Source organism: Bacteroides cellulosilyticus (assembly GCF_020091405.1).
GTDB lineage: Bacteria > Bacteroidota > Bacteroidia > Bacteroidales > Bacteroidaceae > Bacteroides.
The window spans coordinates 5521166-5536498 of the sequence record NZ_CP081903.1; the positions used below are offsets into that span (position 1 = coordinate 5521166).

The following is a 15333-nucleotide window of genomic DNA, read 5'->3' on the forward strand; positions in this document are numbered from 1 at the left end:
TGCCGGGTATAACTCTATTTCTATCTGTTCGACTTTTTACTTTCGATCTCTGCTATCAACGCTTTTAACTCGTCTACCGACATACCTTCTTCTTCAATAAATGTAGATACAACATTGGTATAAGAGTTATTATAGTATTGGGCTACTACGTCATTCAGTGCAGAACGCTTATATTCTTTATCGGAAACAGCCGCATAGTACTGATACGTGTTACCATAGGCCTTGTATTTCACAAAGCCTTTTTCCTCTAATCCTCTAACTAAGGTAGATACGGTATTATAATGAGGTTTCGGCTCTTCATAAAAAGCCAGCAATTCACGAACAAACATCGGACCATGTTCCCAGAACATTTGCATGATTTCCTCTTCTTTGGCAGTCAATCGTTTCATAATATTTTCAAGTTTATTTGGGTGAACAACGCAAAGATAGGAATTAGTTTTAAACAAACAACTAATAATATTAGTTATTCAACTAATAAAAGAAGTAGTTTAACTAATATTATTAGTAGATAGTCAATACACCTTATTATATATAGAAAAAGAGAAGAAATATCTTATTTATGCTTTCTTTTTCTTTGGCAATACCTGGTTCAGTACCACATATCCCAGTATTCCGGCAATAATAGTACCACACAACACACCGAATTTAGCTTGGTTCAGCAGTTCCGGATAAGCACCGGAGAAAGAAAGGTTGGCTATGAACAATGACACCGTAAATCCAACGCCACCCAGCAATGACACGCCTGCAATATTTTTCCAGTTCATACCTTCGGGCATACGGGCAAGCCCGCTTTTAATAGTCAGCCAGGTGAAGAGATAAATTCCCAAAAACTTACCCAAAAGAAGACCTAAGCCAACAGCAAGACCTACATTTCCTATAACTTCTCCGCCACCGCTAAAAACGACTCCTGCATTGGCAAAAGCAAATAAAGGAAGAATGACAAAATTCACGGCTCCATGCAAGTTATCCTCCAAAGATTGTAAAGGACTTATCACACGATCCGAAGCCCGCTCCACTTGCTTCAATGTGGCAATCTGTTCGTTTGTCAATACAATGTTATCAGATTGTACCACCGGGAAAGAGCTGACAATAGCCCGGATACGCCGGATATATTTACCCGCATCCAGCCGTGGACGGGCGGGGATCACAAATGCAAGTATCACACCGGATATTGTACTGTGGATGCCGGATTGCAGGAATAAATACCAGATAATAATGCCAAAGAAAAGAAAGAAGATCTTCTGTGTCATACCAAACTTTCCCATATAATATAAGAATGCATAAAGTATGGCAGCTACAATCAAATAACCGTAAGCAACCTCGGAGCTATAAAAAATGGCAATCACCAGAATACCACCAATATCATCTACCACAGCAAAAGCAGTCAGGAAAATCTTCAGACTCAACGGTACGCGCTTGCCCAGCAGACTAAGCACTCCCAATGAGAAGGCAATGTCCGTAGCCATAGGAATAGCCATGCCTTGCGTTTCAGGAGTACCGGGAGTTACCAGAAAAGAATAAACCAGAACCGGAAATATCATTCCTCCACATGCTGCAATGAACGGCAGAATAGCTTTCCTGAAAGAGGATAACTCTCCTACCAGTAACTCGCGTTTTATCTCTAGTCCCACGGCTAAAAAGAAAATTGTCATCAGACAGTCATTGATAAATTCAATCATCGTCAGATTATGACCGCCATGCGAAAGCAAGTTAAAATCACCTATACGCAAATGCAACTCCTGCGACAGGAAACTCTGATACACAGGAGCTAATGAAGAATTGGCAACAATAGCTGCCAGAATAGCAGTCAGGAATAATAAAATACTCGCTGCCACATTCAGTGCCGAAAAGTTTTTCACAGTACGTAGAATAATCATATGTTCGATTTAAGTATTAGATTTCCAAAGGGATATCCCGACACCGTTAACGAGCTATTCCTAATAGCTCATTAACGCTAATTTTTTAACCCAAAGCACAAATATACCTGTTAATATTAAATTTAGCACAATAGTAAGTACAGAAATTACTAATGCCGGACCACCCAAGTTGTAACCCAACGCAATGAAAATAACTCCTGCCCCTACCTCACCACGAGTAAACATACCAATGGAAAGTGCCAGACGTTCGCTCAATTTACGGTCGCGGTAGAAGAATACCGGAAACAACTTACCTACATTGGAAAGTAACGATACAATAACCACATGTACAATAATCAATGCCCAAGGCATCATTTCCTGAGAACCGGTTATAGAGGCCACCCCCGTATTGCCAGGGAGACTGATTCCCTGAAGCGGAGGCATACTCATACCAACCAGGAACATGAAGATAAATGAAATTCCGGTTGAAGCTTTACGCTCCCAGACTGTATCAATATCCTTATGTTTCATAACCATACCCAGAACGAATGCCGGAAGCAACACCTCAATATGAATGCTGGCATCTTCTCCATATAAGTTCTTTGTAATAAGATAAAGCGATTGAGTGGCGGCAAACACCAGAACGGAATAAAACAGAATGGCTTTCCAATCCTGCCGCATATTGTATTTACTCAATTTCTTCCAACCGAAGGAAAGCAACAAAAAGACGATAAGGATAATTACCAGCAACTGCCAGCGAGGTCCGATCATCATTATTTGCAAAGGAATCATTAAGAGGATGGTATCCAAATCATCAAAGATGGCCAGCACCTGAATCTTCTTGTAGATCCAGCTGGACTTTAGTCCGATAGCAGCCAACATTGTGAATAATATACCTGCGGAAGTAGGAGCCGCAAAACGACTCAGTAACAAGTTTTCTTTCCATGCCTCCCAACTATTCCAGTATTCCGGCGGAAGTAAAACAAAAATATAGTAAATAGCAATCAGAAACCAAGGCATGGCGGCCGTAGCCATAGCAACGAAATAATCTTTCGCGTACGTTTGCCATCGGGACTTGTCCACCTCAAACTCACGTCCCACATTAATCATAATGAATCCCAGACAAATATACAGTAACACATTAGATACAGTTTTCACCGTACCATAATCACTTCCTGACCATGCAGGCAGATATTGCGCTATAAAGAGACCTACCACCAGGAAGGCCGAAAACGATAGAACTTTTCTCATTTATTATTAGTTAGAATTTTCAAAACAAAGGGGATTGTCAAGACAGTCCTACAGAAAGAGAACAATCCCCGGACTAATATGAATCAGCTTTTATGCTTTTTTATATTAATCTAATTTCAACACCGCAAGGAACGCTTTCTGCGGCACTTCAACATTACCAATCTGCTTCATACGTTTCTTTCCTTTTTTCTGCTTCTCCAGCAACTTTCTCTTACGACTGACGTCACCACCGTAACACTTTGCCGTAACGTCTTTGCGTACCGCCTTAATCGTCTCACGAGAAATGATTTTAGCTCCGATAGCCGCTTGGATAGCAATATCAAACTGCTGTCTTGGAATCAGGTCTTTCAGCTTCTCGCACATGCGGTGTCCCAAATCATACGCATTGTCGAAATGTGTCAGTGTTGAAAGAGCGTCCACCGGTTCGCCGTTCAGCAAAATATCCAGTTTTATTAACTTGGATGGACGGAAACCACTGGCGTGATAATCAAAAGAGGCATATCCTTTCGAGATACTTTTCAGTTTATCATAAAAGTCGATAACAATTTCTCCCAAAGGCATATCATAATAGATTTCCACACGATTACCCGAAATATATTCCTGCTTTACCAGTTCACCGCGTTTGCCCAAACACAAAGTCATGATGGGACCGATATAATCGGTAGTTGTAATAACGGAAGCACGAATATAAGGCTCTTCAATGCGGTCTATCAAAGTAGGATCGGGCATACTTCCGGGGTTATGCACCTCTGTCATATGACCTTGTTTGTCGTATATATTATAAGAAACGTTCGGCACAGTAGTTATCACGTTCATGTCAAATTCACGATCAAGGCGTTCTTGCACAATCTCCATGTGCAACAGTCCCAGGAATCCGCAACGGAATCCAAAGCCCAGCGCCAATGAAGATTCAGGCTGGAAAGTCAATGATGCATCGTTCAATTGCAGCTTTTCCAAAGAGGAACGCAAGTCTTCAAAGTCTTCCGCTTCAATGGGATATACACCGGCAAAAACCATCGGCTTCACTTCCTCGAAACCTGCGATAGCTTCTTTACACGGACGGGCAATGTGAGTAATCGTATCTCCCACTTTTACCTCTTTAGAAGTTTTGATGCCGGAAATAATGTATCCCACATCACCTGTACGCAGTTCCTGACGCGCCACCATCTCCATCTTAAGTACACCGACTTCATCGGCATCATATTCTTTACCGGTATTGAAGAATTTCACCTTATCTCCCTTACGGATCACCCCGTTCACAATTTTGAAGTAAGCGATGATACCACGGAAAGAGTTGAATACGGAGTCGAAGATCAAAGCCTGCAACGGTGCTTCCTCGTCCCCTTTAGGATGGGGAATACGCTCAATAACCGCACTCAGAATCTCTTCTACGCCCATACCAGTCTTACCGGAAGCACGGATGATTTCACTACGTTTGCAGCCAAGCAACTCTACGATTTCATCCTCCACCTCTTCGGGCATGGCACTCGCCATATCACACTTATTGATGACCGGAATAATTTCCAGATCATGCTCAATTGCCATATAAAGATTGGAGATCGTTTGCGCCTGTACACCTTGCGAAGCATCTACAATCAGTAATGCACCTTCACAAGCAGCAATAGAACGGGAAACCTCATACGAAAAGTCTACGTGTCCCGGAGTATCAATCAGATTCAGAACATACTTTTCGCCTTTGTACGTATACTCCATCTGAATAGCATGGCTCTTAATGGTGATACCTCTCTCTTTTTCCAGATCCATATCATCCAACATCTGTCCTCCGGTCACCTGTATGGTGTTGGTAAATTCAAGCAGACGGTCAGCTAAAGTAGACTTACCATGATCAATGTGGGCAATAATGCAAAAGTTACGTATATTCTTCATTTTCTACAATTATCTATCTATAAATAAGTATATTACAAAATGAGGCTGAATAACTCGTAGTACAGTCGCAAAACAAAATGGTAATATCTCGCAACGGGCTCGCCTCCTTTTGCGGGCGCAAAGATAATGAAAAATATGAGGTTTTGAAAGTGATTTATTCAATATCCGAGGTCGTAAATGTCTATATATCCTAAAACTATTCTATCATTCCACTGTTATGTATGCATAATAACCTAAACTGCATAACTGAAATGAAAAAATTTATTATTTTTGCGTGTTCCCTCCTATTATTGGCCGGATGCTCCAAGAATGAGATAATCATTTATGGCTCATCGCCCGAAAACAATGAATCCGACAACAGTCAGCCTTCGGAGAAAGAAGATGCGCTCATCACCTTTTCCGCTTCACTCGAAAGTCGTAAAGTAACCAGATCCATGTCGCCCATGCCTAAAGGTCTGGTAAGTCAGATTTATGCCTTTGAAACTACAGACAGGAATTTCGATGACCCTTTTGCCGAAGGTTTATATTCAACCGCTTCCGCAGGTGTATTGACCGGATTGAAAGGCTACAAAATGTATTTGAGTAACGGATCATATAATATGTATGCGTTTTCTGAAAACTCATCCGTTTATCCTCCAGACCTGATAGATGGAATATCCGCTCCGTTAAAGAATGGCATTGACTATCTATGGTGGGAAAATCTGGATCAAGACGTCACAACTTCACAAATCCACATGCCCATTGTATTCCAGCATGTAGCCACTCAGGTTGTAGTAGACTTATCAGCCGGCGACGGTGTAAAACTGGACAGTCTGATTTCAGCAAGTATACTTCCACCCACACCAGGTGCCACTCTCGATATACAGACTGGAATTATTGAATCCACCTACACCTATGATACTACTCCGCTCACTATGGGGAAAAACGGTTTTCTCACGCAGGCCATCGTTCTACCGACAAAAGCCACCAATCCTATGTCTTTGACACTACAGATATTGGCAGACGGAGAAACGACTCCACGTACCTATACCGTAGGCATTCCCATTCCGGGCAAACTGGCAGGAGGATTTTCGTACGTCTTCAGTGCCATTATAGACGGAAATTCCGTATCGTTCCCTAATGTCAGTATCAAAGACTGGACCGAAGTAGATGAATCCGGTAACCCGCTTTATCCGACACAGAAATAATAAAGATCACTCTTGCATCCCCCAAATACAACAGCAAAGTAGAAAATATGGAAACTAAAATATCTGAGATCAGAAAAGAGTATACCAGAGGCAAATTGACACAATGCACCATCAATGACAATCCTTTTGAGCAATTCGAAGGATGGTTGAATGATGCTATTGCCCACAATGCGGACGAGCCCACCGCCATGATAGTAGCAACTGTTTCGGCCTATGGACATCCCTCTACACGCACCGTCTTGCTGAAAGGAGTGGAAAACAACAAATTTATATTCTTTACTAATTATGAAAGCCGAAAAGGAAAACAATTGGCTGATAATCCATATATTTCCCTCTCTTTTGTATGGCACAAATTGGAAAGACAGGTACACATTGAAGGTAAAGCCGAAAAATGCCTCGACCAAGTGTCGGATACTTACTTTTCCAGCAGACCCTATAAAAGTAAGATAGGTGCAAGAATTTCTCCGCAAAGCCGGGTGATTAGTAGTCGTATGGAGATTATGCGGGCTTTCGTAAAAGAGGTCTTCAAGCTGGCGGGACATGAAATCCGACGTCCCGACAACTGGGGTGGTTTTGCCGTAACTCCTACCCGCTTTGAATTCTGGCAGGGGCGGGAAAGCCGCCTGCACGACCGCATTCAATATATACTCCAGGAAGATGGTAGCTGGAAACAGGAAAGACTGGCTCCTTAAACATCCCTTGTCAATGGACTGGAACATAAAAAGAAGCGTTGATAACATATAAATGTATCAACGCTTCTTTTTATAAGATAAATGTCAATCTCTCTCTTAAACCAACGTAACAAACAGTTCGCCTTCTACTTCCTGAGTAGAGATCTTGTCTTCTCTCAACAACCAGCCAAGGCCCAAGAACAAATCTTTGTCTACCAACTTAGTTGCTTTCTTGATTTGTTTAGCAGTTAAACCTTCAGTCTCATTCAGAGCACTCCAAATTTTTCCTGCAGTTTCACCAGCTTTTTCTTTTAACATTTTCCTTTTGTTTTTAGTTATACATGCTTTAATCTAAATTCTCTCATTGGTGAGGTTCAGATTTTATTTCAGCGGCAAAGATAGTTATATTTATGTTATATAACACATTATTCTCTGTTTTTTTATGTTATATGTCATAAAAAGAGCATTTTTTCAGCAGGTCAGACCAAAAAGAATGATTCATTCAAGCGAAACTGATGGTTTGTTTACATTAAATAGACGGTCTGTTTTCAAGATATTCCGCCCAAATGCGGGCAGCTTCTTCCACCATCCTGACACACGGACGTTTAGCATAATATTGGTCTGTGCGTTCTTCGGGAGTAGACACTCCTTCCGGCTTCTTCAACCCCAATAATTCAGCACAAATTGTAGAGCCGTTCCGTTTCTTAAACTCGGCAGCCAATTCCTGTACTACTGCATAATTGGCCCCTTTTCCTTCACGGTCTTTGGGATCAGTCGCTCCGGTTTCCAGTCCGGCAAGCAGAAACATACCGCATGCAGCGCCACAAGTCTGACGCATACGACCGATACCTCCACCGAAGGAAGCTGCCATACGCGCTGCCTGTTCTTGCGTAAATCCATACATGTCGGCAAAAGCAAGCACCACAGACTGGGAGCAATTATAACCACTCTTAAAAAACTCTACCGCTTTCTCTATTCTTTCTTCAAACATTACCCTATCCCTTTTTTAGCCTTCTATATCCAACAACATGGGACAATGATCAGAATGTACAGCATCATTCAGAATACGCGCCTCTTTCAGTAACGGGCGAACAGGTTCGGTCACCATACAATAATCAATACGCCATCCTTTATTCTTTGCGCGGGAGTTGAAACGATAACTCCACCACGTATATTCCTGCTGTTCGGGATGCAACAAACGGAAAGTATCGATAAAACCGGTATTCAGAAAACGCGTCATCCATTCCCGTTCTTCGGGCAAGAAACCACTATTAGTAGCGTTACGAATAGGATCATGAATGTCTATCGGTTCATGGCAGATATTATAATCTCCGCAAAGTATAAGTTTCGGACGTGATTTTCGCAGCTCCGTCACGTACTCCTGGAACTTCTCCAACCACACCATCTTAAATGCCTGGCGTTCGTCACCACTCGTTCCTGAAGGATGATAAACACTTACGACAGATATATCGCCAAAATCGGCACGGATAAAACGGCCTTCATTATCATATTCTTCTATCCCCATGCCATATTCCACATGGTCCGGCTCTTTTTTAGTCAAGATGGCTACTCCGCTATACCCCTTCTTCTGCGCAGAATAGAGATAATGCTTATACCCCAATGCACTCAATGCTTCTTCCGGATATTGATCCGGCTGCAATTTAGTTTCCTGAATGCACACAACATCGGCTTGTTCCTGTTCCAGCCATTCCGGCAAACCTTTACTAACAGCTGCACGCAGCCCGTTTACATTATATGTAATAATTTTCATATGATCGTTTATTTAGTTTATATCTTATTATATATCAGAGGCCCGGTTGTTCAAATGTATCCGCTTTATGACAATTCGGATATTAACAACATAATATTCAATACGGTCACGATACCCGCAATAGCGTAAAGTACGAAACTGCTCCATTTACTATTGACATACTGCCCCATTACCTTACGCGAAGATGTTAACCCGACTTGCAAGAAAACGGTAAAAGGCAACTGTATACTCAGCACCATTTGCGAAATCAACAGTCCTTTAAAAGGATCGCCGATGAAGAATATCAGCAACAAGGCGATACCCAATGAAAGGAGCACACCCACCTGCGAGTGACTATCCTTGATGTGATAGGATTCTCCGAAGATACCGGCAAAGATAGAACCCGCCGCCATACCACTTGTAATGGTAGATGAAATACCCGCCATCAGCAAAGCCAGAGCAAAGACAACCGCGGCACTGTTTCCAAGCAAAGGCTCCAGCAAAGACTTCGCCTGTTGCAGTTCTTCAACCTGAATACCACTCTTAAAGAAAGTAGCAGCAGCCAGCAATATCATAGCACTATTGATAGCCCATCCCACAATCATAGAGAAGAGCGTATCAAACAACTCATACTTCAAAACCTTACGAATAGAACTGTCATCTTGCTTATTATATTCATGGCTCTGAATCACCTCCGAATGCAGGAATAAGTTATGCGGCATCACCACTGCTCCCAACACGCTCATAATAATCAGCATGCTCCCTTTCGGAAAAGCAGGTGTCACCCATCCTTCCACAGCCATCGGCCAGTCAATCTTCACCAGGAACAGCTCATAAATAAAGGATAATCCGATAACGGAAACAAAGGCAATGATGGAACGCTCTATCTTCTTATACGAATTCGTAAAAAGCATGATGACGACAAAGACGGTTGTCAATATAGCTCCCCATATAATAGGGATATCAAAAAGCATTTCCAAGGCAATTGCACCTCCCAATATTTCGGCAAGGGAAGTCGATATGGATGCCAACACCGCAGTGCCCAAAATAGGACGTGAGACCCACTTTGGCGTATATTTTGTGGCTGCTTCTGATAAACACAAACCTGTAACAATACCCAAGTGAGCCACATTATGCTGTAATACAATCAACATGATCGTTGACAAAGTTACCACCCAAAGCAGGGAATACCCAAATTCGGAACCCGCTGCAAAGTTGGAAGCCCAGTTTCCCGGATCAATAAAACCAACTGTAACAAGCAACCCGGGACCAATATATTTAAAAACGTCCAGACCACCCAAATAACGCTTGTGGTCCCTACGTTTCAAGTCTTTCAGAATATTTTTCATCGTTCGTTCTTTTAATGGCGTAAAATTACGAAATAATAACAAGCGAGCCACACTTTCAGTTCAAAAAAGAAGCCCCCGGCATTGTACAACACCGAGGGCCAACCTATATTTTTAAAAGTACAGGGATTTAGTTAGAATCCCATTTCATGAAGTGCCCGACACAACTGATCCGGACAAGAAGTCGAACGCCTTCCGCAACGTACCCCTTCCAGACGGGAAATCACATCATTTACTGACATTCCTTTCACCAGACGGGAAAGACCTTGCAAATTTCCGTTACAACCTCCCCAAAACGCAATATCCGTTATTATATTATTTTCTATTTCCAATTCAATGTGAGAACTACATGTACCTTGAGTTTTATAAGTATACTTCATTACTCTTCACTACCCTCCGGCTTCATGTTGGTATAAACTGTTTGCACATCATCAAACTCTTCGAGACGTTCTATCATCTTGTCCAAAGTTTCACGTTGCTCGGGAGTCACCTCTTTCGTATCGTTCGGAATATAAGTAAATTCACCACCGACATCCTCAAAACCACATTCTTCCAGATGTTTCTGGATAGCTGCATAGCTCTTCGGATCGCCATAGATAGTGATTGTTCCTTCTTCTTCATCCTCTTCGAACTCATCATCTACATCGTAGTCAATCAGGTCAAGAATGAGTTCTTCCATATCTATGCCGTCTTTCTTCTTGAAAGTAAACATACACTTATGGTCGAACAGGAAAGCTAATGATCCCATAGTACCCAAGTTTCCGCCAAACTTATTGAATACGGAACGTACATCGGCAACTGTACGGGTAGTATTGTCGGTCAACGTATCTACGAATACAGCAATACCGTGAGGACCGTATCCTTCATAAGTCATTCCTTTGTAATCGCTCTGGTCCTTACCCATTGCATTCTTGATAGCACGGTCAATGTTATCCTTCGGCATATTCTCACGCTTACAAGTAGCGATAACCGAACGCAAAGTCGGATTATTTTCCGGTTCCGGACCACCAGCCTTTACTGCAATAGCAATTTGTTTACCCAGTCTTGTAAAGGTCTTTGCCATATGACCCCATCTTTTCAATTTGGCAGCTTTTCTATATTCAAATGCTCTTCCCATTGGAATTATATTTTAATGTTTAATTATTAGTTATTTAATTATCAATTAGCGAAGCTTTGCATCCAACTTATCTTCCAGATTCTTCACGAGTTTCGACATGATCTTATCGATCATCTTATCGTTCAGTGTCTGTGTTTCATCCTGCAACAGGAAGCTGACTGCATACGATTTTTTGCCGGCTTCCAGATTCTTACCTTCATAAACATCGAAGAGAGATACATCTTTCAGCAATTTCTTCTCTGTCTCATAAGCGATCTTCTCTATTTCGGCAAACTGCACCTTCTTATCAATCAACAAGGCAAGGTCACGCTTCACAGCCGGGAATTTAGAAATTTCCGCATAGCTGATCTTTACAGAACGGATGGCTTTCATCAGCTCTTTCCAGTTCAGGTCAGCGTAATATACTTCATTGTCAATGTCGAAAGCTTTCAGAATCTTCTTCGTTACGATGCCGAATGTAGCAAGACGCTTTCCGCCCTTAGTCTGTACAGACAAGGCAGCAGCATAAATATCATCCGTCAGGTTACCTACAACCAGATTTCTCATATTCAGCCCTAAACGCAGGAAAATATTCTCCACGTAAGCCTTCAACTCATATACAGAGCTTTCTTCATCAGCATGCGCCCATGAATTGGATACTTTTTTGCCCGTTACCCACAATCCGAGATGATAATTCTCTGTATAAGCAGCCAGTGACTTTTCGGGGTTCTTCTTTTCTTCATCGAAATAATAGCAATTTCCGAATTCGAAGAATTTCAGGTCGGCATTCTTACGGTTAGCATTGTGAGAGATACTTTCCAATCCACCGAACAACAAAGTCTGACGCATGGCATTCAGGTCTGTACTCAACGGATTCAGTAGCATCACCAGGTTTTTAGAAGGATAAGTTTCCATACCGTCATAATAGCCGGCACGTGTCAGAGAGTTATTCAAAATCTCATTGAAACCACAACCTACCAACTGTTCAGCTACCAGGTTCTGCAATTTGTTAGACTTATCATGTTCGCCCTTCGTAGTCAAGCTAGACTTCAGCGTAGACGGTATTTCTACATTATTATATCCATAAATACGGAGGATATCTTCAATAACATCACAATCGCGTTGCACGTCTACACGATAAGGGGGAACCGCCAAAGTCAAGCCTTCTGCCGTCTCATTGGTTATTTTCATCTCCAGACTGGTAACAATGCTCTTGATTGTCTCCACCGGAATCACTTTACCTACCAACGAGTGCACCTTCTCATAAGATAACTCTACGATGAAATCCTGAGCAGGAGCAGCACAAACATCCTTTACTTCAGAAGAAATAGTACCGCCGGCCAGTTCTTTCACCATCATGGCGGCCAATTTCAAACAGTAAATAGTGATATTGGGGTCAATGCCTCTTTCAAAGCGGAAAGAAGCATCTGTATTCAGTCCATGACGACGAGCTGTCTTACGAACCCATGTCGGATGGAAATAAGCGCTTTCAATGAAAACATCTTTGGTCGTTTCCGTAGAACCGGAATCCAGACCACCGAATACACCGGCAATACACATCGGTTTTTCCGTGTCACAAATCATCAGGTCACGATCAGATAATTTACGTTCCACGCCATCCAATGTGACGAACGGAGTACCTTCAGGCATTGTCTTCACCACTACTTCGCCACCTTTAATTTGATCTGCATCAAAGCAGTGCAATGGCTGGCCGAATGCATGAACAATGTAATTTGTGATATCCACTACATTGTTGATAGGACGCAGTCCGATGATACGGAGTTTATTCTGCAACCATTCCGGACTTTCTTTTACTGTTACGCCTTTCACCGTTACACCGGCATAGCGGGGACAAGCTTCACTGTTTTCAACTGTAACATTGATATCCAGATCATGATTTTCAATGGCAAAAGCATCTACAGACGGTTTCTTCAGGGAAGTCGGTTTGTTATTTTGCACCAGATAAGCATACAAATCACGGGCTACCCCATAGTGAGAACAAGCATCGGCACGATTCGGAGTGATATCCACTTCCAGCACATAGTCGCTCTTGATATTATAATAATCTTTGGCAAGAGTTCCCGGAACAGCATCAGCCGGCAAAACGATGATCCCTGCATGATCCGTACCAATACCGATTTCATCTTCAGCGCAAATCATACCATTGGACTCAACACCACGGAGTTTTGACTTTTTGATCGTAAAACATTCATCTCCGTCATAGAGTTTTGCACCCAAAGTGGCAATTACCACTTTCTGACCGGCAGCCACATTCGGTGCACCGCATACAATCTGCACAGGTTCTCCCTGTCCCAGATTCACAGTAGTCACGTGCATGTGGTCTGAATTCGGATGAGGAATGCATGTCAACACTTCACCGATTACGAGACCTTCCAGTCCTCCTTTAATCGTTTGCACTTCTTCTACACTTCCTGTTTCCAAGCCAATAGAAGTTAATGCAGCGGCAACTTCTTCCGGTGTCAAATCGAAATCGACATACTCCTTCAACCAATTATAAGAGATATTCATATCATTAATTTTTTATTGTTTCCAAAAGTGACCCGCAAAATTACAAAGTTTTTTTGGATGACAGGGAATTATCCATCAAGAAAATAATGAAAACAGCCGAAACTACATGATAAAAAGTAATTCCGGCTGCAATATTAAAATGCTTATGTAATTTTACCATTAATTTAGAATGGCAACGGTCCATCCGATCCCACCCCACCAAACGGATTGTCTGTTTGAGGGGCAAACTCAGCCGGAGGCGGCACACCGCCATCACTTACTGCATTCATTTTAGAACCAAAGGTTGCTCCACCACCTTCTGCCGGATGCGGAATCACCATATCATCTTCCGGATTCTGGAAACGGGTGTACTGACCGATAAAACGCAAACGCACATCACCTACCGCACCATTACGATGCTTGGCAATAATAATTTCTGCCATACCACGTAAATCGGTTCCATCTTGTGAGGTATAAATCTTATAATATTCAGGACGGTGAATAAAACATACCATATCGGCATCCTGCTCAATGGCTCCCGACTCACGCAAGTCACTTAACTGCGGGCGTTTACCCTCTTCACCTTCACGACTTTCCACACCACGATTCAACTGCGACAAAGCAACAATAGGAATATTCAACTCTTTCGCCAACCCCTTCAACGAACGTGAAATCGTACTTACCTCTTCCTGACGGCTACCGAATGACATCCCACTCGCATTCATCAACTGAAGGTAGTCGATAATAATAATCCTTACTCCATGTTCGCGTACCAGGCGACGAGCTTTTGTACGAAGTTCAAACACTGACAATGAAGGTGTATCATCTACATACAGCGGAGCATCCAAAAGGTCACGCAACTTATAATCCAGCTGTTGCCATTCATAATCCGCCAGCTGTCCGCTCTTAATTTTCTCACTCGGAATTTCGCACGCATTGGAGATCAAACGATTCACCAACTGTACGTTACTCATTTCAAGAGAGAACACAGCTACCGGATTACGATAATTCACTGCAATATTCTTTGCCATAGAAAGTACGAATGCCGTCTTTCCCATTGCCGGACGAGCAGCGATAATAATAAGGTCGGACCTTTGCCAACCGGAAGTCATCTTATCAAGTTTGGTAAAACCGCTCTCCAAACCACTTAAACCATCCGTACGGGCAGCCGCTGTCTGAATTAACTGATACGCTTCGGCAATGACAGGATTAATCTGCGTATAATCCTTCTTCATGTTCTGCTGAGAGATCTCAAACAATCTTCCTTCAGCTTCCTGCATCAAATCATCTACGTCCAGGGTTTCATCGAAAGCTTTACTCTGAACATTACTGGTAAATGTAATCAATTCACGAGCCAATGCCTTCTGTGCAATGATGCGGGCGTGATATTCAATATGCGCTGAAGAGGCAACCTTACTACTTAACTGAGTAATATAAAACGGACCACCCACTTCCTCCAAATCACCGCGTTTAGCAAGTTGCTCCTTTACCGTAAGGATATCCACCGGCTTCTGATTCACAGCCAGGTCGGTGATAGCGGAATAAATCAACTGGTGCCGGTGCTCATAAAAAGACTCCGGACGAAGAATTTCACTTACTAACGAATAAGCGTCTTTCTCTATCATCAATGCTCCCAATACAGCCTCTTCCAATTCCGGCGCTTGTGGCTGGATACGTCCGTAGTCATTTACGGGCTGTATTTTTGCCTTACTATTGCTTCGGGGAGCTTTTCTCTGTTCTGCCATTTTTTAATACTATGAATTATTAAAGGGATGGCAAAG

General features: G+C 42.4%; 14 protein-coding genes. 2 read left to right on the plus strand and 12 right to left on the minus strand.

What is annotated here, in order from left to right:
- Positions 1-20: 20 nt before the first annotated feature.
- The 4 genes from K6V21_RS21080 to lepA form a co-directional block, all read right to left on the minus strand.
- Positions 21-389 carry a BlaI/MecI/CopY family transcriptional regulator gene (locus tag K6V21_RS21080; RefSeq protein WP_007213754.1) on the minus strand — a complete coding sequence of 123 codons (369 nt, stop codon included), beginning with the start codon at positions 387-389 and terminating at the stop codon, positions 21-23.
- A gap of 168 nt (positions 390-557) precedes the next feature.
- Positions 558-1877, minus strand: coding sequence for a Na+/H+ antiporter NhaA (gene nhaA / locus K6V21_RS21085; protein WP_217716456.1), 1320 nt, complete (start codon positions 1875-1877; stop codon positions 558-560).
- Positions 1878-1937: 60 nt separating this feature from the next.
- Positions 1938-3107, minus strand: coding sequence for a cation:proton antiporter (locus K6V21_RS21090; protein ID WP_224319778.1), 1170 nt, complete (start codon positions 3105-3107; stop codon positions 1938-1940).
- Between the two features lie 105 nt (positions 3108-3212).
- On the minus strand, positions 3213-4994 hold the full coding sequence (gene lepA / locus K6V21_RS21095; protein ID WP_044267199.1) for a translation elongation factor 4: 1782 nt from the start codon (positions 4992-4994) through the stop codon (positions 3213-3215).
- Positions 4995-5245: 251 nt separating this feature from the next.
- On the opposite strand from lepA, the gene K6V21_RS21100 reads away from it, so the two are divergent.
- Positions 5246-6181, plus strand: a complete 936-nt coding sequence (locus K6V21_RS21100) for a fimbrillin family protein (RefSeq protein ID WP_217716453.1) — start codon at positions 5246-5248, stop codon at positions 6179-6181.
- Positions 6182-6228: 47 nt separating this feature from the next.
- The gene (gene pdxH / locus K6V21_RS21105; RefSeq protein ID WP_224319779.1) at positions 6229-6873 is read left to right on the plus strand and encodes a pyridoxamine 5'-phosphate oxidase; all 645 of its coding nucleotides are present in this window, start codon (positions 6229-6231) and stop codon (positions 6871-6873) included.
- 96 nt (positions 6874-6969) lie between these two features.
- On the opposite strand, the gene K6V21_RS21110 is transcribed toward pdxH, so the two are convergent.
- The 8 genes from K6V21_RS21110 to dnaB all read right to left on the minus strand — a co-directional run bounded on the left by K6V21_RS21110 (position 6970) and on the right by dnaB (position 15297).
- On the minus strand, positions 6970-7170 hold the full coding sequence (locus tag K6V21_RS21110; RefSeq protein WP_044267193.1) for a winged helix-turn-helix domain-containing protein: 201 nt from the start codon (positions 7168-7170) through the stop codon (positions 6970-6972).
- 211 nt (positions 7171-7381) lie between these two features.
- On the minus strand, positions 7382-7843 hold the full coding sequence (locus K6V21_RS21115; protein WP_007217996.1) for a C-GCAxxG-C-C family protein: 462 nt from the start codon (positions 7841-7843) through the stop codon (positions 7382-7384).
- 15 nt (positions 7844-7858) lie between these two features.
- Positions 7859-8623, minus strand: coding sequence for an exodeoxyribonuclease III (locus tag K6V21_RS21120; RefSeq protein ID WP_224319780.1), 765 nt, complete (start codon positions 8621-8623; stop codon positions 7859-7861).
- Between the two features lie 65 nt (positions 8624-8688).
- Complete coding sequence (locus tag K6V21_RS21125; protein WP_217716446.1) at positions 8689-9951, minus strand: Nramp family divalent metal transporter; 1263 nt, start codon at positions 9949-9951, stop codon at positions 8689-8691.
- A 131-nt stretch (positions 9952-10082) separates the two neighbouring features.
- A complete protein-coding gene (locus K6V21_RS21130) occupies positions 10083-10328 on the minus strand; it encodes a TIGR03905 family TSCPD domain-containing protein (protein WP_007213740.1) in 246 nt (81 codons plus the stop codon).
- The gene (locus tag K6V21_RS21135; protein WP_007213739.1) at positions 10328-11065 is read right to left on the minus strand and encodes a YebC/PmpR family DNA-binding transcriptional regulator; all 738 of its coding nucleotides are present in this window, start codon (positions 11063-11065) and stop codon (positions 10328-10330) included. The genes K6V21_RS21130 and K6V21_RS21135 overlap by 1 nt, the downstream gene beginning before the upstream one ends.
- Before the next feature lie 45 nt (positions 11066-11110).
- A complete protein-coding gene (gene pheT, locus K6V21_RS21140; RefSeq protein ID WP_224319781.1) occupies positions 11111-13573 on the minus strand; it encodes a phenylalanine--tRNA ligase subunit beta in 2463 nt (820 codons plus the stop codon).
- Between the two features lie 164 nt (positions 13574-13737).
- On the minus strand, positions 13738-15297 hold the full coding sequence (gene dnaB / locus K6V21_RS21145; protein ID WP_224319782.1) for a replicative DNA helicase: 1560 nt from the start codon (positions 15295-15297) through the stop codon (positions 13738-13740).
- Positions 15298-15333 lie beyond the last annotated feature (36 nt).